The 19,754-nt window shown below is 72.5% G+C and carries 17 protein-coding genes; 6 read left to right on the forward strand and 11 right to left on the reverse strand.

Going from position 1 to position 19,754, the window contains the following annotated elements; genetic code table 11:
• Positions 1-54: 54 nt before the first annotated feature.
• Genes SROS_RS34045 through SROS_RS34055 form a run of 3 tightly spaced genes read left to right on the forward strand, consistent with a single transcriptional unit; the run spans position 55 to position 3,524 of the window.
• The gene (locus tag SROS_RS34045) at positions 55-627 is read left to right on the forward strand and encodes an RNA polymerase sigma factor (protein WP_012893490.1); all 573 of its coding nucleotides are present in this window, start codon (positions 55-57) and stop codon (positions 625-627) included.
• On the forward strand, positions 624-1,088 hold the full coding sequence (locus SROS_RS34050) for a hypothetical protein (protein ID WP_012893491.1): 465 nt from the start codon (positions 624-626) through the stop codon (positions 1,086-1,088). Before SROS_RS34045 ends, SROS_RS34050 begins: the two co-directional genes overlap by 4 nt.
• Positions 1,089-3,524 carry a CHAT domain-containing protein gene (locus tag SROS_RS34055; RefSeq protein WP_012893492.1) on the forward strand — a complete coding sequence of 812 codons (2,436 nt, stop codon included), beginning with the start codon at positions 1,089-1,091 and terminating at the stop codon, positions 3,522-3,524.
• Here the strand turns inward: SROS_RS34055 and SROS_RS34060 are convergent.
• From SROS_RS34060 to SROS_RS34075, 4 genes are all read right to left on the reverse strand, one after another.
• Positions 3,464-4,276: a sulfurtransferase gene (locus SROS_RS34060; protein ID WP_012893493.1), complete on the reverse strand. Its 813-nt coding sequence runs from the start codon at positions 4,274-4,276 to the stop codon at positions 3,464-3,466. The genes SROS_RS34055 and SROS_RS34060 overlap by 61 nt on opposite strands.
• On the reverse strand, positions 4,273-5,388 hold the full coding sequence (locus tag SROS_RS34065) for an alkaline phosphatase family protein (RefSeq protein ID WP_012893494.1): 1,116 nt from the start codon (positions 5,386-5,388) through the stop codon (positions 4,273-4,275). Before SROS_RS34065 ends, SROS_RS34060 begins: the two co-directional genes overlap by 4 nt.
• On the reverse strand, positions 5,385-5,975 hold the full coding sequence (locus tag SROS_RS34070; RefSeq protein WP_012893495.1) for a DUF5998 family protein: 591 nt from the start codon (positions 5,973-5,975) through the stop codon (positions 5,385-5,387). Before SROS_RS34070 ends, SROS_RS34065 begins: the two co-directional genes overlap by 4 nt.
• Positions 5,976-6,201: 226 nt before the next feature.
• Positions 6,202-8,847, reverse strand: coding sequence for a bifunctional acetate--CoA ligase family protein/GNAT family N-acetyltransferase (locus SROS_RS34075; protein ID WP_012893496.1), 2,646 nt, complete (start codon positions 8,845-8,847; stop codon positions 6,202-6,204).
• A 148-nt stretch (positions 8,848-8,995) separates the two neighbouring features.
• On the opposite strand from SROS_RS34075, the gene SROS_RS34080 reads away from it, so the two are divergent.
• Entirely contained in the window at positions 8,996-9,889 is an 894-nt protein-coding gene (locus SROS_RS34080; RefSeq protein WP_012893497.1) for a carbohydrate kinase family protein, read from the forward strand.
• Positions 9,890-9,962: 73 nt separating this feature from the next.
• On the opposite strand, the gene SROS_RS34085 is transcribed toward SROS_RS34080, so the two are convergent.
• From SROS_RS34085 to SROS_RS34095, 4 genes are all read right to left on the reverse strand, one after another.
• Positions 9,963-10,157: a ferredoxin gene (locus SROS_RS34085; protein WP_012893498.1), complete on the reverse strand. Its 195-nt coding sequence runs from the start codon at positions 10,155-10,157 to the stop codon at positions 9,963-9,965.
• Positions 10,158-10,208: 51 nt separating this feature from the next.
• Positions 10,209-11,435 carry a cytochrome P450 gene (locus SROS_RS34090; RefSeq protein ID WP_012893499.1) on the reverse strand — a complete coding sequence of 409 codons (1,227 nt, stop codon included), beginning with the start codon at positions 11,433-11,435 and terminating at the stop codon, positions 10,209-10,211.
• A gap of 95 nt (positions 11,436-11,530) precedes the next feature.
• Entirely contained in the window at positions 11,531-11,722 is a 192-nt protein-coding gene (locus SROS_RS54250; RefSeq protein WP_342632948.1) for a ferredoxin, read from the reverse strand.
• 85 nt (positions 11,723-11,807) lie between these two features.
• Positions 11,808-12,458 carry a TetR/AcrR family transcriptional regulator gene (locus SROS_RS34095; RefSeq protein WP_012893500.1) on the reverse strand — a complete coding sequence of 217 codons (651 nt, stop codon included), beginning with the start codon at positions 12,456-12,458 and terminating at the stop codon, positions 11,808-11,810.
• Positions 12,459-12,730: 272 nt separating this feature from the next.
• On the opposite strand from SROS_RS34095, the gene SROS_RS34100 reads away from it, so the two are divergent.
• Positions 12,731-14,209, forward strand: a complete 1,479-nt coding sequence (locus SROS_RS34100) for an MFS transporter (RefSeq protein WP_012893501.1) — start codon at positions 12,731-12,733, stop codon at positions 14,207-14,209.
• Positions 14,210-14,420: 211 nt separating this feature from the next.
• Here the strand turns inward: SROS_RS34100 and SROS_RS34105 are convergent, their stop codons facing one another.
• A complete protein-coding gene (locus SROS_RS34105) occupies positions 14,421-16,490 on the reverse strand; it encodes a RecQ family ATP-dependent DNA helicase (protein ID WP_012893502.1) in 2,070 nt (689 codons plus the stop codon).
• 140 nt (positions 16,491-16,630) lie between these two features.
• Here SROS_RS34105 and SROS_RS34110 point away from each other — a divergent pair, with 140 nt between their 5' ends.
• The gene (locus SROS_RS34110) at positions 16,631-18,304 is read left to right on the forward strand and encodes a SulP family inorganic anion transporter (protein ID WP_012893503.1); all 1,674 of its coding nucleotides are present in this window, start codon (positions 16,631-16,633) and stop codon (positions 18,302-18,304) included.
• Here the strand turns inward: SROS_RS34110 and SROS_RS34115 are convergent.
• Positions 18,274-19,122, reverse strand: a complete 849-nt coding sequence (locus SROS_RS34115; RefSeq protein WP_012893504.1) for a TauD/TfdA dioxygenase family protein — start codon at positions 19,120-19,122, stop codon at positions 18,274-18,276. The two genes, SROS_RS34110 and SROS_RS34115, sit on opposite strands and share 31 nt — an antisense overlap.
• Before the next feature lie 95 nt (positions 19,123-19,217).
• Positions 19,218-19,622: a zinc ribbon domain-containing protein gene (locus SROS_RS53450; protein ID WP_245564375.1), complete on the reverse strand. Its 405-nt coding sequence runs from the start codon at positions 19,620-19,622 to the stop codon at positions 19,218-19,220.
• Between the last annotated feature and the right edge of the window lie 132 nt (positions 19,623-19,754).

Raw genomic sequence — 19,754 nt, forward strand, 5'->3', positions numbered from 1 at the left:
CCCAAAGTCTTCGCGTGAACACCCAGAGTGTTCGCCGTGGCCTCGGAGGCGCCGGTGAGTGACCAGCATGCGATCGATGCCGTCCTGGCAGGCGACCAGGCGGCATGGGACGTGCTGGTCAACCGGTTCTCGGGGCCGCTCTGGTCGGCCGTGCGCGCCTACGACCTGAGCGCGGCGGACGCGGCCGACGCGGTGCAGGGGGCATGGCTGCGACTGGTCGAGAGCCTGCACACCATCCGTGAGCCGGATCGGATCGGTCCCTGGCTGTTCACCACGGCCAAGCGCGAGGCCGCCCTCCTGAGCAGGCGGAACCGGGGCGAACGGCTGACCGCCGATCCCGCCGGCACCGAGCATGCCCATTCCGACCCGGCGCTGGCCGGGCATGTCCACCCCGACCCGGCAGTGGCGGTGCTGACCGCCGACGAGGGCCGCCGGCTGTGGCGGGCCGTCGAGGAGATGCACGAGCCCTGCCGTTCACTGTTCCGGCTGATGGCCACCGCGCCCGACGCGGGCGTCCACCAGCTCGCCGGTCGACTGGGCATGCCCAGCGGCAGTTACGGCCCCACCCGGGGACGTTGCCTGAACCGACTACGCACCGTGCTCACCGCCCAGGAGGCGACGCCATGACCCGACATCCCCCGGCGATCGACGACGAGTCCCTCATCGCCGCACTCCGCCTGAGCGCCGGCCAGGATCCCGTGCCCGCCCACGTCTCCGCCGCAGCCAGGGCGGTCTTCGGCCTGCGGCTGCCCGGTGCCGCCGCGGCCCGGCCGGTGGCCACACCCGCCCCGCGGGGCGTCCGGTCCGCCGACGAGGCACGGCTGCTCCGGTTCACCGCAGCCGAGCTCACCGTGGATCTGGAGGTCACCTCGATGGACGGCCTGGTGGACCTGGCCGGACAGGTGTCCCCGTGTCCGGAGGCGGGCACCCGCGTGGAGGTGCGCACCCTGCATCTCACCGAGTCGCGCGAGCTCTCCCCGACGGGCCAGTTCGCCGTCACGGGCCTGCCGCCGGGCTGGTTCAGCGTGGTGTGCCACCGGCCGGAGCGCTCTCCGGTCGTCACCAGCTGGACCCGGATCCGCCCGTAGGTGATCGCCGACGACGCGCTCGCCGCCGCCGAGCACGCGGTGGACCTCTCCGGCACGGCCCCGGAGCGAGCCCGGGCACTGGCGCACAGCGTGCTCCACCGCATGTCGGCCTCCCATCCTCGCTGCGAGGCCGTGGCGGTCGCCCACCGGGCGCTGGCGGTGGCCGCCCGCGAGCTGGGCGACCTGCCGCTGGCCGAGGAGCACCTGGACTTGGCCGTGAGCGTCGCGCTCTCCGCGGGCCTTCCGCACCGGGCCGCCCAGGCACGCCTGTCGCTGGTCCACGTCCGCACCGAGCTCGGCCACCCACGGCAGGCCCTGACCATCGCCGACTCCGCCGAGCCCCACCTCACCCCGGTCGAGGTGGCCAGGCTCGGCGTCCACCGAGCAGTGGCGCTGACCCGCCTCGGCCGCTACGCCGAAGCCGTCGGCCACTGCGACCGCGCGGTGGACTCCCTCGGCGGCGATGTCAGGTTCATGGCCGGGGCGGTGCTGAACCGGGGGCTGGCCCGGGTGTTCCTCGGCGAGTTCGAGGCGGCGGAGGCCGATCTGACCCGGTGCGCGAACCTCGCGCGGGAAGCGGGCCTCGATCACGTGCTCACGCTCGCCGAGGGCAACCTGCCGTTCCTGGCGGCACGGCGGGGAGACCTGTCCGCCGCGTTCAGCGCCTACCATCGCGCGGAGAGCAGCCTGTCCGGCTATCCGGAACGGCTGGCCACGATGCGCTGCGACCTTGCCGAGGCGCTGATCGCCGCCCACCTGCCCGGTGAGGCGCGGGTCCTGCTCGACCTGGCGGTACCGGAGCTGACCGCGGCGGGCGCGAACGTGGCCCTGGCCGAGGCCCGTCTCCTGCTCGCCCAGGCCGAGCTGAGCACCGGCGACCCGCACCGCGCCCGGCAGAGCGCGGAGCGGGCCGCGGCCGATCTGGCCGCGCAGGGCCGGACGGTCCTGGCACCGCTCGCCGCGGAGATCCTCCTCCGCGCCCGGCTCATGCTCGGCCCGCCCACCGCGGAGCTGCTCGCCGAGATGCTCGCGTGCGCCGGCACCCTCGACGCGGCGGGCCACCGGCAGGCCTCCCGGGCGCTCAGGTTCACCGGCGCCGAGGTCGCGCTCCGGCTCGGCGACCGTCCCGCCGCCGACGAGCAGCTCGCCCGCCTCGTCTCGTCCGGTCCCGGTGTGGTGTCCCGCCAGGCGGCGGCGGTGCGGCGGGCGCTGGCGGGAGACCGGCGGGGAGCCTTCGCAATGGTCCGGGCCGGCCTGGTGGAGGTGGGCGCCGAGGCGATGGCGTTCAGTGACCCGATGGTGCGCGCCCACGCCGTCAGGGCCGGTGAGTCGCTGGCGGGGTTCGGCCTGGCCCTGGCCCTGCGGACCGGACGGGGCCGCACCCTCCTGGCCTGGGCCGAACGGTGGCGGGCGGTCGTCGGAGGCACCGGTCAGCCCGTCGCGCCCGACGTGGAGGAGCTGCGCGCCGCGCTCGGGGAGGCGGCGCTGGTGGAGTTCGTCCGTCACGCCGATGAGCTGGTCGCCGTGGCGGTCACCCCGGACCGCGTCGTGCTGCGCCGCCTGGGCCCCTTCGCCGCGGTCGCCGAGGCCACGGTCAGGATCCGGTACGGCCTGCGCCGGACCCATCTGCTCGACGGGGAGGCCCCCGGGCTGGCCGGGGAGGCCGCCCTGCTGGAGCGGCTGCTCTTCGGCCCGCTACGCGGCAGGCTGGGCGACCGGCCACTGGTGATCGTGCCGACCGGGACGCTGCACACCCTGCCCTGGCCGGTCCTGCCGATGAACGCCGGCCGGCCGGTGACCGTGGCATCCGGTGCCGCCGCCTGGCTGGCCGGGCACCGGATGCGGGCCGTACGGCACGGGAGGGTGGTGGCGGTGGCCGGTCCCGGGCTGCGGTGCGCGGAGGCCGAGGCGGACATGGTCGGCGGCTGCCATCCGGGGACGGAGCGGGTCGCCGCGCTGCGGGCGGAGGTGATGGCGGCGCTGGAGCGGGCCGGGGTGGCGCACCTGGCCGCGCACGGGATGTTCTCCTCGCGCAGCCCGCTGCTGTCCAGCATCGACCTCGACGACGGCCCCCTGATGGCCTACGACCTGCTACGGCTCCGCACGCCACCGCGCCTGGTGGTGCTGTCGGCGTGTGATGCGGGCATGGCGCGCGCTCCGGCCGACGGGGCACCGCTGGGGCTGGCGGGCACCTTCCTGTCGCTGGGGTCGCAGTGCGTGGTGGCCAGCCTGGTCCCGGTGCGTGATGAGGAGACCCTGACGCTGATGACGGTCTTCCATGAGCTGCTGGCTGCCGGCCACCCGCCCGCCCAGGCGCTGACGGCGGCGGGCGGGAAGACCGGGGTGGCCGGGTTCGTCTGTTTCGGTTACGGCGGTCAGCCGGTGGCGACCGGCCGCGAGGGGTCGGCCACCCAGTTGGACCAGGAGCCGACGTAGAGGGCGGCCGGAATGCCCGCCAGCTCCAGGGCCAGCACCTCGTGGGCCGCCGTCACGCCGGAGCCGCAGTAGGCGCCGACCCTCACGCCGGGGACGGCGCCGAGGGTGTTGAACCGCTCGCGGAGGAAGTCGGGCAGGTGGAAGCGGCCCGCCGGATCGACGTTGTCGCCGGTGGGAGCGCTGACCGCGCCGGGGACGTGCCCTGCGACGGGATCGATCGGCTCGACCTCTCCCCGGTATCGCTCGGCGGCGCGGGCGTCGAGGAGGACCCCGTCTGCGGCGAGCTCCAGAGCCTGCGCGGCGTCGAGCACGGGCATCCCGCCCGGGCGCGCGACGAAGTCACCGGGCGCGGCGGCCTCCTCCCCCGTGGAGACGGGCAGGCCTTCGGCGGCCCACGCGCGGAACCCGCCGTCGAGAACCCGGACGTCCGGGTGACCGAAGTAGCGCAGCGTCCACCAGGCGCGGGCGGCGGCGGTGGAGTCGGCCCCGTCGTAGACGACGACGGGGCGGGAGCCGGACACGCCCAGGCGGCGCATGGCGTCCTGGAACAGGTCCGCGGAGGGCAGCGGGTGACGGCCCAGTGGCCCCGCCGGGGCGGCGAGGTCGGCGTTGAGGTCGCAGAAGACGGCGCCGGGGACGTGCCCCTCGCGGTAGGAGTCGGCGCCGGGCGGCCCGCCGAGCTTCCAGCGCACGTCCAGGACGGTCGCACCGGCCAGGTCGGCCAGCTCGGAAGGAGTGATCAGCGGGCTCATCGGGTGCTTACCTCCAGCAGGGGAACATGCTGCTCAGCGGGTGTGAGGGAGCCGTGGCAGCCGGTGAACGACGATTCGAACGGCTCGGCGACCGAGGCGACGATGGCGCAGTCGGTGTAGGGCACGGCGAGGACGTCGCCGATTCGGGGCAGCCATTCCGGACGCACACGCGGCCCGAACCAGCCCGACTCGACCGCCTCCTCGCGGGAGGTCACCCATGCCCTGCCGTCCAGGATGTCACGCCAGGCGTCGAGCACGGACGCCGCCGCGCCCGGGTCGGTGTAGATGTGCCGGGCGCGGGTGTCACCGCCGAGCAGGGCGACGCCCTCGCGCAGCTCGGGGAGGGCGTCCACGTCGACCCGCTCGGTGATGTTGATCATGCCGTGGTCGGCGGTGACGTACATCGCCGAGCCGGGCGGGAGCGTGCCCGCCAGCCGCTCGGCCATCCGGTCGACCAGGGCGAGCTGTTCCAGCCACTGCGGGGAGCCCCAGCCGGTCAGGTGGCCCATGCCGTCGAGGTCGCCGTAGTAGACCGTCACGTGGGAGCGGGGTTCGGCCAGCGCCCGGCGGACGCCCTCGATGCGGTCGTCGATCCCGTCGGCGCCGATGAAGTGCACGCCCCGGTAGACGGCGCGGTTGAACGCGGTGGGCTCGAACGCCGAAGGGGCGACGTAGCTGATGGGGATCCCGGCCGCCACGGCGCGTTCGTAGACGGTCGGGGTGGGCTGCCACTCGTCGGGAGGGATCAGCGGGCCCGAGGCGGTCCAGCGCAGGCAGTTGAGCAGGTAGCCGGCGCCGGGCACGGCGATCCGGTAGCCGAGCATGCCGTGCTCGCCCGGCGGCAGGCCGGTGCCCAGCGTGCCGAGGCTGGTCGCCGTGGTGGCGGGGAAGCCCGCGGTGAGTACCCTGCCGAGCTGGGCCGACAGGAAGGGGGCGGTCTCCGGGTGGGCTCGGAGCAGCTCGGCTCCCAGCCCGTCGACGAGGAACAGCAGGACGCGCTCGGCCGGCGCGAGCTCCAGCGGGTTGTCCCCCTCCATCCCGAGCACGGTCAGAAGGGAGGAGGAGAGGTCGGCGAGTGAGGCCACGCCGTAGGCGGGGACCAGGGGGTTCATGAGGCGGCGCGGGCGGTCGCCTCCGACAGTGCCTTGGCGAAGGCCAGCACGTGGGTGACGGCCTCGGGGCCGTCCGCCGCCTCGCTCACCCGCAGGGAGAGGTCGTCGGCCGTGATGGCTCCGGTGTAGCCGTGGTCGGCCTCGCAGTTCTCGTCACCGCAGGTGGCCGGCTCCAGGTCGACGTGGGAGATGGCTCCCCAGCCGATGGTGAGCGTGACCTCCGTGGGCGGCACGCCCGGCACGTAGGAGGCGGGGTCGGGGACGACCCGGGTGACGGCGACCGACTGGATCCGGCTGAGCCGCACGGCCTCGGTGGTCGTGGAGGCGTGAGAGGCGGACACCCCTTCCACCGGCGGGTGCTCGTCGGTGTGGCAGACGAGCAGGCGGGTGGGGGAGAGCACCAGGACGGTGACGTGTCTGCGCACCTCCATGGCCGGGTCGAAGGTGGCCTCGTGGTGGACCACGTAGGCGCCCACCTGTTCCTTGCCCAAGGCGGAGTCGACCGCGTCGGCGACCAGGTCAGGATAGTAGCCACTGCGGTCGATGGCGTCACGCAGGCCTGCGGCCGAGAGTCGGGTTTCCCTCATGGGTCCATCCTGCCCTGTCCGGGGCAGCGCTTTCACCCTGTGCGCACGCCGTTCGGCCGTCGGCGCAAATCGTGACCGTGACCGACCACACCCCCTTTACGCATCACAAGCATTTAATTCGATTTTTTATAATTAATTGGCATTCTTAGGCTGGCCATCGGTCTTTCACAGTGAATCAGTTGAACGGCCCGCTCCACCCGGCCGGGCGCGTCCGGCCGGAGCGCGCCTAACCGAGGCGGCGCGGCCCCCCGTCGAGCCGCGGCCCCACCGGGCTGCTCAGTACGGCGCGCGCCCCCAGCACGATCACCTCGGACTCCCCCACCAGCACGGGGTCGAGGTCGAGCCTGGCCACCTCGGGAAGGTCGTCCGCCAGCCGTCCGACGCGGATCAGCAGGTCCTCCAGCGCCTCGACCGCGACCGGCGGGTAGCCGTACTCGCCGAAGAGCAGGGGCGCCGCGCGCGGCGATCTGACCAGGGCCGCCGCGTCCTCGCCCGTCAGCGGGGCGAGCCGGTAGACCTCGTCGCGCAGCAGCCGCGCGGTGACCTCGCCGAGCCCGAAGGAGACGACCGCGCCGAACGCGGAGTCCTCGATGACGCTGACCACGGTCGGGACCGCGGGCTGCGGGACCATCCGCTGCACGGCGAGCACGGCGTCGGAGCCGAGCTGTTCCCGCAGGCCGGCGAAGGCCTCGCGCACCCCGTCGGGGCCGGACAGCCCCAGACGCACCGTGCCCGCACGCTTGGCCGCCTCGGGGTCGGCGGCCTTCAGCACCACCGGCCATCCGAGTCGCTCGGCCGCCTCGACGGCCTCCTCGGGCGAGGCCACCACCTCCGCGGGCCACACGGTGAGCCCGTAGCAGGCGAGCAGCTCCGAGGCCTCGATCTCGGCCGGTTCCTCCCCCAGCCCGGACAGCACGATCCGCCGTGCCGCGGCGGTGTCGACGCCCTCGATCTCCTCGTGAAGGCCCGCGGGCTGCTTGAGCCAGTGCGCGTGCCGTACGACATGGGCCAGCGCGCGGACCGCCTCCTCGGGCGCCGCGTAGGAGGGGATCGAACCACGTTCGGGGACGGTGCCGACCCGCAGCTCCGGCAGCATGCCGATCTTGCCTTCGAAGGTGGCCAGCACCGGCTTGCCGCAGTCGCGGGAGACCCGCAGCAGTTCGGCGGCGACCTCGTCGGCCCTGCCGGGGATCGGCGGCATGTAGATCGCGACCACCGCGTCCACGTCCGGGATCAGCGTGGTCAGGGCCGTGCCGAACGCGGCGGCTCCCGCCCGCGCGCCGAGGTTGACCGGCGTGCCGGGTTCGAGCCCGGCACGCACGCAGGCGTCGGCGGCGAGCAGCGCCAGCGCGTCGGAGTTGCTCACCAGGCCGACCCGGGGGCCCGCCGGCAGCGGCTGGTAGGCCAGGAGCTGCGCCACGTCGAACTGCTGGATCAGGTCGTCGACCCGGATCACCCCGGCCTGCTCGAACAGCGAGCTCAGCGCGGTGTCGGGCAGGCCGAGCACGGGCGCGGCGTGGCCGGTGGGCACGCCCTGGGTGGTGCCGCCGCTCTTGACCACCACGATCGGCTTGCGCCGGGAGATCCGCCGGGCCAGGCGGGCGAACTTGCGGGGGTTTCCCAGCGACTCCAGGTAGAGCAGGATCACATCGGTCTGCGGGTCCTCCTCCCAGTACTGGAGCAGGTCGTTGCCCGAGACGTCGGCGCGGTTGCCCGCCGACACGAACGAGGAGATGCCCATGCCCCGCTGGGCCACCCGCTGCAGCAGGGCGGTGCCCAGGGCGCCGGACTGGCTGAAGAAGCCGACCCGGCCCCGGCCGGGGATGGTCGCGGCGAGCGTGGCGTTCAGCCGGACCGCCGGGTCGGTGTTGGCCACACCGAGACAGTTGGGGCCGACGACGCGCAGGCCGTACGCGCGGGCGATGCGGACCAGCTCGTCCTGCCTGGCCCGTCCCTCGGCGCCGGTCTCGCCGAATCCGGAGGAGACCACGATCAACCCGCGCACGCCCTTCTCCGCGCACTCCTTCACCACCTCGATCACCCCGTCGGCGGGTACGGCCAGCACCGCGAGGTCCACCTCGCCGTCGATGGCCGTCACGCTCGGGTAGGCCCGCACTCCGGCGACGGCCCGCGCCTCGCGGTGCACGGGGTAGACCGGACCGGTGAAGTCCGCGCCGAGCAGGTTGCGCAGGACGGTCTGTCCGACGCCTCCCGGCTCGCGGCCCGCGCCGACGACCGCCACCGACCCCGGGGAGAGCAGCCGCTCGATCGAGCGGGACTCGGCACGGTGCTCGCGCGAGGCGGTCACCTCCTGGGCGGTCTCGGTCGGGGTGAGGTCGAGGGTCATCCGGACCACGCCGTCGGCGAAGCGGCTCTGCGCGGTGTAGCCCACCTGCTTGAGCACCGCCATCATCTTCTGGTTGGCGGGCAGCACGTCGGCGACGAACCGGGCGATCCCCTGTTCCCTGGCGGTCGCGGCCAGGTGCTCCAGCAGCACCGAGGCGACCCCGCGCCCCTGGTGGGCGTCCTCGACGAGGAAGGCCACCTCGGCCTCTCCCGGCTCGATCCGGTCATAGCGGATCACCGCCACCATCTCCGTGCCGATCGTCGCGATCAGCGCGACGCGGTCCACGTAGTCGACGTTGGTGAACCAGGTGATCTCACGGTCCGACAGCCGGGGCCGGGGGCCGAAGAAGCGGAAGTAGATCGACTCCTCCGACAGCCTGGAGTAGAAGGAGCGCAACCGGTCGGCGTCGGCGGGCCGGATCGGGCGTACGTGAGCGGTGCCGCCGTCTGACAGGACGACGTCAGCCTCCCAGTGAGCGGGATAGTGAGAAACCTCCACAGTCCCGAGAGTAAACGCGAATCCCATATAACGGACCAGCAGGGCGACTTCACGCAACGCTTGTGCATCGACTATGGCCCGGTGTCCGGTCCGGACCCCATACGCTGGCCGGAAGCTGTTAAGTTTTTCGCGGCTAGAGGCACGTCAGCATCGAAGGCAGCAAGGTGGTGACATCATGACGCGGGTGGTCGTGGTGGGCGATCTCATGACCGACGCGGTCGCGCGGGCTCGCTACCCGTTGGCCAGGGCCAGCGACACACCGGCGATCGTCACCATGCACGGCGGGGGTTCCGGGGCCAACATCGCCTCCTGGCTCGCCGTCGAGGGTGCCGAGGTGGCCTTCATCGGCCGTCGCGGCGCCGACATCACGGGGCGTAACCGCGACATGGAGCTGATGGGCTACGGCGTCGACGCGCGCCTCGTCATGGATCCCGAGCGGCCGACCGGCACCTGCGTGGTGCTCGTCACGCACAAGGGCGAGCGCACCATGCTCTCCGATCCGGGGGCGAACGCCGCCCTGTCCCCCGAGGACCTGCCCCGCGACCTGTTCACCCAGGGCGGCCACCTGCACCTGTCGGGCTACACCTTGATCAACGAGGGTTCCCGTGAGGCCGGTCTCGCCGCCCTGGAGATGGCCGGCCGCGCCGGGATGTCCGTCTCGGTCGACTGTTCCTCCTCCGCCCCCCTGGAGCGCACCGGGGCGGAGCCGTTCCTGGAGTGGACCCAGAACGCCAAGCTGCTGTTCGCCAACGCCGACCAGGCCAAGGTCCTGACCGGCCGCGACGATCCCGCCGCCGCCGCGAAGGTGCTCACCGCCTGGTTCCCCCAGGTCGTCGTCAAGCTCAACGACGAAGGCGCGCTGTGGTACACCAACAACCGCGCCGAGCCGGTCAAGGCCCCCGCCGAGAGCGTGGAGCGCGTGGTCGACGGCACCGGCGCCGGTGACGCGTTCACCGCAGGTTTCCTGCCCGCCTGGCTGGAGGGCAAGCCCCCCGCCGAGTCCCTCGCCTCCGGCTGCCGCCTGGCATCGCGGGCCATCTCCCACCTGGGCGCCCGCCCCCGCCTCTGATCCCGCGGAGGGCTTCCACCGCGGACGGGTCCGGGGTGGAAGCGCCATGGTCACGACCGGATCGCCCCGGAGGTCACTCCTCGATGTGGATGGCCAGCGCCGGGCAGACCACCGCCGCGTGCCGGACGTCGACGGCCTGCTCCGCCGACGGATCGGGGTTGAGCAGCACGGCGATGCCGTCCTCGTCACGCTGGTCGAACACGTCCGCGGCGGCGACCACGCACTGTCCGGAAGCGACGCACTTGTCCTGGTCGATGGTCACTTTCATAAGATCCTCCTCGTTGTCGCCGTGGTCGTCTGTTCGCCGCGCGAGGGCACGTCACCAGGTCACGGGGAGTTCGTAGACCCCGTAGACCGACCCGTCGTGCTTGAACGGGATCTGCTCCAGATCCGTGGCCAGCCGCAGGGTGGGGAGGCGCCGGTAGAGGGTGCTGTAGACGATCTGCAGTTCCAGCCGGGCCAGCGGCTGGCCCAGGCACTGGTGCACCCCGAAACCGAAGGCCACGTGGTGGCGGGCGTCGCGCCGGATGTCCAGCCGGTCGGGGTCGGGGAAGGCGGCGGGGTCGCGGTTGCCGATGTCGTTGGCCATGATCAGCCCGTCGCCGGCACGGATGAGCTGTCCGGCGATCTCGATGTCCTCCAGCGCCACCCGGCGCCGCCCGTTGTGCGTGATGTGCAGGTAGCGCAGCAGTTCCTCCACCGCCGAGACGACCACCTTCCCGTCGTCCGTGTCGCGGAGGAGGGCCAGTTGCTCGGGGTGTTCCAGCAGGGCGAGCGTGCCGAGCGCGATCATGTTCGCGGTGGTCTCGTGCCCGGCGATCAGCAGCAGCACCCCCATCTGGGCCGCTTCCTGCCGGGACAGCTCCCCTGCCTTGATCCGCTCGGCCAGCCGGGACAACATGTCGTCGCCGGGATCGGTGAGCTTCTCGCCCAGCAGGTTGTCCAGATAGCCGGCCAGGTTGCCGAGAGCGGCCGACCGCTGCTCGGGCGCCGCGTCCCGCTTGATGATGGTCTTGCTGTTGTCCTGGAAGAAGTCATGGTCGGTGTACGGCACGCCGAGCAACTCGCAGATCACCAGCGAGGGCACCGGCAGGGCGAACGCCTCGACCAGGTCGACCGGTTTCGGGCCGGCGAGCATGTCGTCGATCAGATCGTCGACGATCTTCTGTACGGCCGGCCGCAGCGCCTCCACCCGCTTGATGGTGAACGGCGCCGTCACCATCCGCCGCAGCCGGGCGTGCTCGGGATCGTCCATCAAGATGAAGCTGATCGTCGACGAGCCGCCGATGGGGGCCGAGCTCGGATAGCCGGGCCGGCTGATGTCCGCACTGACCCTCGGGTCGGCCAGCAGTGCCCGTTGCTCGGCATAACGGGTCACCAGCCACGGGGTGCTGCCGTCCCACAGACGGACCTTGGTGAGCGGCCCCTCCTCCTGCTTGGCCCGCAGAGCCGGGGGCGGGTCGAACGGGCAGCCCGCCGCCCTGGTCATGGGGTACTCCGGGGTCTCGGCGGGGTGCCCACTCACCGGATTCAACCTGCTGGTCATCGATTCCTCCAGTGGAACCTGTGTCGCGACGTGTTCGCGGCGAACATTGACGAGCACTTCCCCTGACGAAGGGGCAGCGAGTCGGACGAGAGGGCTCAGCGGTTCCCGTCGGGAGCGGTGCCGGGCCGGCCTCCCCCCGCTGTCATCGCGGGGCCGGTGCGGGGTCGAGCAGGATCACGATCCCGTCGTCCTCCCGCTGATCGAACACCTCCGGCCTCCCGCTGATCGAACACCTCCGGCGCGATCGGCACGCACTGGCCGGCACCGCGGCACCTGACCTCGTCCACGGTGACTTTCAAGGTCCGTTCCTCCTCTGCCTGCGGTCCGCCGAGGTGCGGCGGCTCCGGTTACGGAAGGGGCCGCCGCGGATCCTCACGGGCAGGACGTGACCGGCGCCAGCCACAGCCCGACGATCGCGTCGATCAACCCGGTCGCGGCGTCGTGCCAGCTGGACCGGGGAGTGAGGGAGCCCTCGGCGAGAGCGCGCTCACGCTCGGCGTACATGTGCACCATCAGCTGGCGGGCCATGTCACCGCGCTCGGCACGCACCTCGACCGGCAGGTCGGGAAGGCACCGGTTCAGCCCGTCGAGGACCTGGTGCAACGACGGCGAGGTGAGAGACTCGGCGACCATGATCCCGCGGATTGCGGGGTCGGTCATCACCTGGGCACCGAACCGGGCGTACCACGTGGGGCTGCCCAGTGCGGCCAGATGCTCGGCGCTCGGGCGCACCAGGCAGGCCACCCAGTCGCGCACATTCGAGCTGTCGCCGATCTCGGCCAGCATCCGCAAGCGCACCTGCTCGATCTGCTCGGCGTGTTTGCGCACTATGGCGCGGACCAGATCGGCCTTGGTACCGAAGTGATAGCCGACCGCGGCGTTGTTTCCCTGCCCCGCGGCCTCGCTGACCTGGCGGTTGGACACGGCGAACACCCCGTGCTCGGCGAACAACCGCTCCGCCGCCGTCAGGATCGACTCCCGCGTCGCACCGACCCGCTCGGCCCGGACAGTCCTGCCGGCCATGGTCACCACCTCACCGGGACTTCGCGCGGCCCGCCGGCGGCGAGCCCCTCGACCTGGCGCGGCTCTTCCACCGGACCGGCGACAAGCAGTGTCGCGTCGCCGGGAATCGGACAGCTCGGCATCGGCCCGCCGCCATCATGACCCACCATGACCTCCCCCCAACCGGCCTTCAGCTCATGGCCAGTTAACCTGGGCTGCTAATTTAAGTCAAGCGACTGCTTTAAAGTCTGTCGAGTCGTGCGATCCGCAACTGCCGAGCCGGAGGCTTCCCCATGCCCCATGTCCCCACCGAACCCGCCGAACCCGCCGGGGCGGCCGCCTTGCCGCGGGCGAACACCGTCGTGGTGGTGCTCGCCCTCGCCGGGATCGTGGTCTCGCTGATGCAGACCCTGGTGATCCCGCTGATCCCCCAGCTCCCGAAACTCCTGAGCGCCTCGGCGGCCGACACCAGCTGGGCGATCACCGCCACGCTGCTCGCGGGCGCCGTCGCGACGCCGGTGGTGGGACGGCTGGGAGACATGTACGGCAAGCGGCTCATGCTCCTGATCAGCATTGCCCTGCTGGTGACCGGTTCGGTCGTCGCCGCTCTCAGCCACACCTTGGCGCCCATGGTCGTCGGACGGGCGCTTCAGGGACTGGCAGCCGGTGTCATCCCGCTGGGGATCAGCATCATGCGCGACGAACTGCCGAGCGAACGGCTCGGCGCGGCGACCGCGCTGATGAGCGCCTCGCTGGGCGTGGGCGGCGCGCTCGGCCTGCCTGCCGCCGCCCTCCTGGCCGAATACACCGACTGGCACGTGCTGTTCTGGGTGTCGGCGGGTCTCGGCGCCCTCGCCGCCGTGCTCGTGCTGACGCTCGTGCCGGAGTCCGCGGTCCGCAGCGGAGGCCGCTTCGACCTGGTAGGTGCGGCCGGACTGTCGGCCGGGCTGTTCTGCCTGCTGCTGGTGATCTCCAAGGGCGCCGACTGGGGCTGGACCAGTGCCCTCACCACCGGCCTGTTCGGGGCCTCGGTCGTCGTGCTGGTGCTGTGGGGCTGGTGGGAACTGCGCACCAGGGAACCGCTGGTGGACCTGCGCACCACCGCACGCCGCCAGGTGCTGTTCACCAACCTCGCGTCCGCCGTGTTCGGGTTCGCGATGTTCGCGATGTCCCTGGTGCTCCCGCAACTCCTGCAACTGCCGGAGGCCACCGGCTACGGGCTGGGACAGTCGATGCTGGCCATGGGTCTGGTGATGGCACCTTCCGGGCTGGTGATGATGGCCATGGCGCCGCTGTCCGCGCGGGTCTCGAAAGCCAGGGGCCCCAAGGTGACGCTGATGCTCGGCGCCGTCGTGGTCGCCGCCGGCTACGGCCTGAGCGTCGCAATGATGTCCGCCATATGGCATCTCGTGCTCGTCTCCGCCGTGATCGGAGCCGGCATCGGTCTCGCGTACGGGGCGATGCCCGCGCTCATCATGGCGGCCGTACCCATGTCGGAGACAGCCGCCGCCAACAGCCTCAACACGCTGATGCGGTCCATCGGCACCTCGACCTCCAGCGCGGCGGCCGGCGTCGTCCTGGCCCAGATGACCATCACGCTCGGCTCCGCCACCGTCCCCTCCGAGAACGGCTTGCGCCTGGTCATGGCCATCGGCGCGGGCGCAGCCCTCGTCGCCTTCGCCCTCGCGGCCTTCCTGCCCGGCCGGCGTCCGGCCTCCGCCACGCCGACGACGCACACCGCCTCCGCGGTGCCCGCCGAAGCGGCTCCGTAGCCGAGGGCGGCACGAGGCCGTGCACGGATCCTCGTGCTCGTGCGAGGACCTCGCGGTGCCGCCGGCCACCGCACACCGCCTCGACGCCGGCCTCGGTGTACGTGCGCGCTACGGGCGCGGGCCGGTGTGGTGCTCCCGGAGCCCGCCGGACAGGTCATCCACGCGGACCGCTCCGACCACCGGCCGGCGGACCCGGTGAACGGCCGGCGCCCTAACTCGTCACCGCCAGGGCGAGCGGCAGCACGGCGGGGGCCCCGGCGTGGCGGATCATGGCGGCGGCGAGCGTCATGCTCCAGCCGGTGTCGACGCGGTCGTCGACCAGCAGGACCGGGCCGCCCGCCCCTGCGATGGCGGCACCGAGCGCCGAGGGCATGGCGAGCGTGCCGCGGATGGCCTGGACGCGCTGCGCGCTGTTGAACTGGCGTCCGGGCGGACCCGAACGGTATCCGAGGTCGCCCAGATAGGACAGGCGCCCGACCTGGGCCAGCCGCTCGGCGAGGCTGCGGACGAGCTGGGGGCGGCCCGCGGAGGGCATCGCGACCACCGCGATCGGGCGCTGGGTCCACTCCCAGGACGACAGCACCTTGACCACCGCGGCGAAGACGTCGTCGGGGACCGGGCCGTCGGGGGCACCCTCGGCCAGGAGGCCGCGCAGGCGGTTGCCCCAGCCGATGTCGGTCAGCCGCCCCAGGGCGCGGCCGGGCTCGGCGCCCAGCTCGGGCTTGATCCGGCCCTTGAGGTCGGTCAGCCCGGTCGGCCACTGCTTTCGCGCCTCGACCTCCACGCCGGGCCGATGCAGGCTCTCGGCGGCGCGCTCCACCGCCCGCTCCTCGACCTCGGGCGAGCGGTGCGCGCCCGTGCAGTTGTCGCACCGCCCGCACGGCGTGGCGGTGTCGTCGTCCAGGCGGTGGCGGAGGAACATCTCCCGGCACTCGGTGCTGTCGAGGTAGTCGAGCATGGCCCGCTGCTCGGCCTCGCGCTCCGCGGCGACCCGGGCATAGCGGTCGGCGTCGTAACCCCAGGCCTCACCGGTGGCCTCCCAGCCGCCCTTGACCCGGCGCACCGCGCCGTCCACGTCGAGCACCTTGAGCATGGTCTCCAGCCGGGTGCGGCTGAGGTCCACCCTGTTCTCCAGCGCGGCCGTGGACAGCACGCCCCCCTCCTCAAGGGCGGCGAGCACGGTCCGCACGACCGGCTCGGGCGGGAAGGCCAGGGAGGCGAAGTAGGCCCAGATCTCCCGGTCCTCGGCGCCGGGCAGCAGGATCACCTCGGCCCGCTCGACCCCGCGCCCCGCCCGGCCGACCTGCTGGTAGTAGGCCACCGGCGACTGCGGCGCGCCGACGTGGACGACGAAGCCGAGGTCGGGCTTGTCGTATCCCATGCCCAGCGCGGAGGTGGCGACCAGCGCCTTGATCTTGTTGTCGAGCAGGGCCTGTTCGGCGGCGAGCCGCTCGGCCTGTTCGGTCTGCCCGGAGTAGGCCGCCACCTCGTGCCCCTGCTCGCGCAGGTAGGCGGCGATCTCCTGGGCGGCGGCCACGGTGAGCGTGTAGATGATCCCGGAGCCGGGCAGCTCGTGCAGGGTCTGGGCGAGCCAGGCCAGGCGCTGCTCGGCGCCGCGCAGCCGTACGACACCCAGATGGAGGCTTTCGCGCTCCAGCGCCCCGCGCAGGACGAGTGTCTCCTCGCCCATCTGCTCGGCGACGTCGTGGGTGACCCGGGCGTTGGCCGTGGCGGTGGTGGCCAGGATCGGCACGCCCTCGGGCAGCTCCTCGAACATCGTGCGCAGCCGGCGGTAGTCGGGGCGGAAGTCGTGGCCCCAGTCGGAGATGCAGTGCGCCTCGTCCACCACGACCAGCCCGGCGCTCTCGGCCAGCTCGGGCAGGACCTGGTCGCGGAAGTCGGGGTTGTTGAGCCGTTCGGGGCTGACCAGCAGCACGTCGACCATGCCCTCGGCGACCTGACCGTAGATCTGCTCCCACTCCTCGGGGTTGGCCGAGTTGATCGTGACCGCGTTGATCCCGGCCCGCTCGGCGGCGGCGATCTGGTTGCGCATCAGCGCCAGCAGCGGCGACACGATGACGGTCGGCCCCTCGCCCAGCTCGCGCAGGAGCGCGGTGGCGATGAAGTAGACCGCCGACTTGCCCCAGCCGGTCCGCTGCACCACGAGCACCCGGCGGCGGTCCATGACCAACGCCTTGATCGCCGCCCACTGGTCCTCGCGCAGCCGGGCGTGCTCGCCCGCCAGCGCCCGCAGCCGCCCTTCGGCCTCTTCTCGCAGCATCTGCTCTTCGCTCACCGGTCATTGGTACCAGGTCCCGCCGACTGTTTCACTCCGGACGCCGTCCGGCGGCGATGGCCGAACCTTGACCGAACCGCCGGACCCCTTTCGGCTCCGTCCCCGGGCAGCGGGAGGAGAGTGGGGTGAACAGCCCGGCACACCGACGAGAATTGCGCTTCACCCACATGCCGAACCTCAGCAGGCTGCGCGCCGACGCGGTGGCGGGGGTGACGACGGCATCCGTCGTCCTGCCCCAGGCCGCGGCCTACGCCACCATCGCAGGGCTGCCGGTGCAGGCGGGCCTGTACTGCGCGCTGGTCCCCATGGTCGCCTACGCGCTGGCCGGCACCTCCCGCCCGCTGTCGGTGAGCACCACCTCCACCCTGTCCGCCCTGACGGCCGCCGCCCTCGCGGCGACCCCGCCGGGCACCTCGCCGATGACGGCCGCCGCCACGCTGGCCGTGCTGACCGGGGTGATCCTGCTGATCGCCGGCTTCCTGCGGCTGGGGTTCCTCGCCGACTTCATCTCCGACCCGGTGATGACCGGTCTGAAGAGCGGCATCGGCCTGACCATCGCGGCCGGCCAGCTCGGCACGGTCATCGGCGTCCGCACGGAGGGGGACAAGGTCGTCGACCGGCTGCTGTCCGCCCTCGGCAGGCTGGGCGACGCCCACCTGCCGACGGTGCTCGTGGCGGGCGGGACCATCCTGCTGGTCGTCGTGCTGCGGCGCGTGCCCCACGTGCCGGGCCCGCTGGTCGCGATCGCGGCCGTCACGCTGGTCAGCTCCCTCGCGGACCTGCCCTCGTACGGCGTGGCCACCGTCGGCGAGGTGCCCGGCGGCCTGCCGTTCCCGCTCCTGCCCGATCCCGGCCTGGTCCGGGTCCTGGCGCCGATGGCCCTCGGCATGGCGCTGCTCGCCTTCGTGGAGTCGATCACCGCGGCGAGGATCTTCCGGCACCGGGACGACCCGCCGCTCGACACCGACCGGGAACTGCTCGCCCTCGGACTGGCGAACTCCGCCGGCGGGATCTTTCGGGCCTACCCCGCGGCAGGCGGGATGACGCAGACCGAGGTGAACGACGCCTCCGGCGCCCGGAGCCAGCGGGCCGAGATCGTGACCGCGCTCTGCGCGGCGGTGGTGCTCGTCTTCCTCACCCCGATCCTGGCCCCGCTGCCCGGAGCCGCCCTGGGCGGGCTCGTCATGACCATCGCGGCGCGCCTGATCGACGTCCGCGGGCTGGCGGCGATCTGGCGGGCCAGGCGGTCGGAGGCCGCGCTCACCTGCCTGACGATGCTGGTGGCGGTCGGCTTCGGCATCATGCAGAGCGTGCCGGCCGCGGTCCTGATCTCGATACTCCTGCTGCTGCACCATGTGGACAATCCGGCGATCTACCCGCTGGGCCGCGATCCCGCCTCGGGGGTCTACCGCGACCTCACACGCCACCCGTCGGACGAGACCGAGCCGGGGCTGCTGATCGTGCGCGTCGAGAGCCGCCTGTACTTCGCCAACGCCCGCCGGGTGGCGGAGCGGGTGACGGCCCTCGTCGAGGCCGCCACCCCCCGCCCTCACGCGCTGCTCCTCGACCTGACCGGCGTGCCCGGCATGGACCTCACCGCGGTGTCGGCGGCCGAGGAGTTCCACGGCACGATGGAACAGCGCGGCGTCGACCTCTGGGTCGCCCTCGACAGCCGCGAGCCCATCGAGATGCTCAGGCACACGGGCACCTGGGAGCGGCTGTCCGGCCGGGGGCGGCTGCACCCGGCCGTGGACGCCGCCGTCGCCGCCTATCGCGCCTGCGGCTCCTCCGGCCCCTGAGCGTCCGCGTGCTCGGGGAAGGCGTTGATGGTCACCCGGTGCATGCGGCGGCGCTCGGTGTAGTCGGCCACCGCGTAGTGCTGGGTGCTGCGGTTGTCCCAGAAGGCCATCGTGCCCGGCCGCCAGTTGAGCCGGACCTGGTACTCGGGAGATCGGATGTGGTCGATCAGGTACGGCAGCAGCGCCTCGTTCTCCCGGTCGGACAGCTGCACCAGCCGCGTGGTGGAGGCCCGGTTGACGAACAGCGCCTTGCGCCCGGTCTCGGCGTGCACCCGCACCACGGGGCGCTCGATCGGCGGCCACTTGGCCTGGATCTCGGCGAGGTCGAAGTCGTGGCCCTTGGAGATGGCCTTCTTCATCGAGGCCGTGATGTCGTGGATCGCGGTGAGCTCGTCACACAGCCGCTGGATGGGCGGGGAGAGCGTCTCGTAGGCCAGGTAGGAGTTGGCCCACATGGTGTCGCCGCCGACGCTGGGGAGTTGCACGCAGCGCAGCAGCGAGCCCATCGGCGGGACCGGCTCGAAGGTGTTGTCGCTGTGCCACTCGTCGCCGCCCTCCCCCTTGGGGTCGGTCTGGTCGAGGACGTGGATCGGGCTGCCGCCGTCCTTCTTGAAGGCCGGGTGGTTGATCGAGCCGAAGTTCTCGGCGAAGCGGACGTGCTCCTCGTCGTTGATGTGCTGGTCGCGGAAGAAGAGGACCTTGTGCTCCAGCCAGCCCCGGCGGAGCTCCTGTACCTCGCCCTCCGACAGTGGCTTGCGCAGGTCGACACCGCTCACCTCGGCGCCGATGTGCCTGGTGACGGGCTTGAACTCGATCATCTTGTGGACGCCCTCCGTTTGTGGCCACACGCCGGTCCCAGGGACCGGGAAGTCCTGGCCGGCCCCTTGTCACGAGCATTGCCCGACCGCGCCAGTCAAGCAACCGCTTGGTCAAGAATATGCCCCGCCCCACCCGGAGAGAAAGTGCCTCCGGGCACCTGGGGCAGGGGGAGAGGAGCGGCTTCTCGCCAGGCCGCTTGCGCGGCTCGGCGAAGGGCAAGCCCTGCCCTGAAGATGTTGATCGCCGCGTTCACGTCGGCGTGCGCGGCGTGAACGCATGCCGTACAGGCGAACCCGGCCTGGGTGCGGCGGTTCTCCCGCGCGCAATGCCCGCACCGGGCGCAGGTGCGGGAGGTGTGTGCGGGGTTCACCGCGATCAGCTCCCCCAGCCGGGTCTTCACCCGCCCGCTCAGAACCGGGCGGCGATAATTCGGGCACCGCACGACGTGGTGTCCGAGGTCATGCGCCGCACCGGGAGAAGTGCGCACCTGACGAGGCATGCGATCATTACAGCACCGCCATCCATCTAACGCGGAGCTCTCGATGCGCAAGCCTGGCAGGTCGCTGCACGCTCGGGTCTTGACGGCCCTCCCGCTCCCGATTCCCCCGTCGCCTGAAGGCAGCGGTCCCCT

This window comes from Streptosporangium roseum DSM 43021 (assembly GCF_000024865.1).
GTDB lineage: Bacteria > Actinomycetota > Actinomycetes > Streptosporangiales > Streptosporangiaceae > Streptosporangium > Streptosporangium roseum.

Excerpts from the sequence above, each read along its gene's own strand:
- SROS_RS34050 (WP_012893491.1), top strand. The coding sequence starts at position 624 with ATGACCCGACATCCCCCGGCGATCGACGACGAGTCCCTCATCGCCGCA.
- SROS_RS34060 (WP_012893493.1), bottom strand. The coding sequence starts at position 4,276 with ATGAGCCCGCTGATCACTCCTTCCGAGCTGGCCGACCTGGCCGGTGCG.
- SROS_RS34065 (WP_012893494.1), bottom strand. The coding sequence starts at position 5,388 with ATGAACCCCCTGGTCCCCGCCTACGGCGTGGCCTCACTCGCCGACCTC.
- SROS_RS34070 (WP_012893495.1), bottom strand. The coding sequence starts at position 5,975 with ATGAGGGAAACCCGACTCTCGGCCGCAGGCCTGCGTGACGCCATCGAC.
- SROS_RS34075 (WP_012893496.1), bottom strand. The coding sequence starts at position 8,847 with ATGGGATTCGCGTTTACTCTCGGGACTGTGGAGGTTTCTCACTATCCC.
- SROS_RS34080 (WP_012893497.1), top strand. The coding sequence starts at position 8,996 with ATGACGCGGGTGGTCGTGGTGGGCGATCTCATGACCGACGCGGTCGCG.
- SROS_RS34085 (WP_012893498.1), bottom strand. The coding sequence starts at position 10,157 with ATGAAAGTGACCATCGACCAGGACAAGTGCGTCGCTTCCGGACAGTGC.
- SROS_RS34090 (WP_012893499.1), bottom strand. The coding sequence starts at position 11,435 with ATGACCAGCAGGTTGAATCCGGTGAGTGGGCACCCCGCCGAGACCCCG.
- SROS_RS34095 (WP_012893500.1), bottom strand. The coding sequence starts at position 12,458 with ATGGCCGGCAGGACTGTCCGGGCCGAGCGGGTCGGTGCGACGCGGGAG.
- SROS_RS34100 (WP_012893501.1), top strand. The coding sequence starts at position 12,731 with ATGCCCCATGTCCCCACCGAACCCGCCGAACCCGCCGGGGCGGCCGCC.
- SROS_RS34105 (WP_012893502.1), bottom strand. The coding sequence starts at position 16,490 with ATGCTGCGAGAAGAGGCCGAAGGGCGGCTGCGGGCGCTGGCGGGCGAG.
- SROS_RS34115 (WP_012893504.1), bottom strand. The coding sequence starts at position 19,122 with ATGATCGAGTTCAAGCCCGTCACCAGGCACATCGGCGCCGAGGTGAGC.
- SROS_RS53450 (WP_245564375.1), bottom strand. The coding sequence starts at position 19,622 with ATGCCTCGTCAGGTGCGCACTTCTCCCGGTGCGGCGCATGACCTCGGA.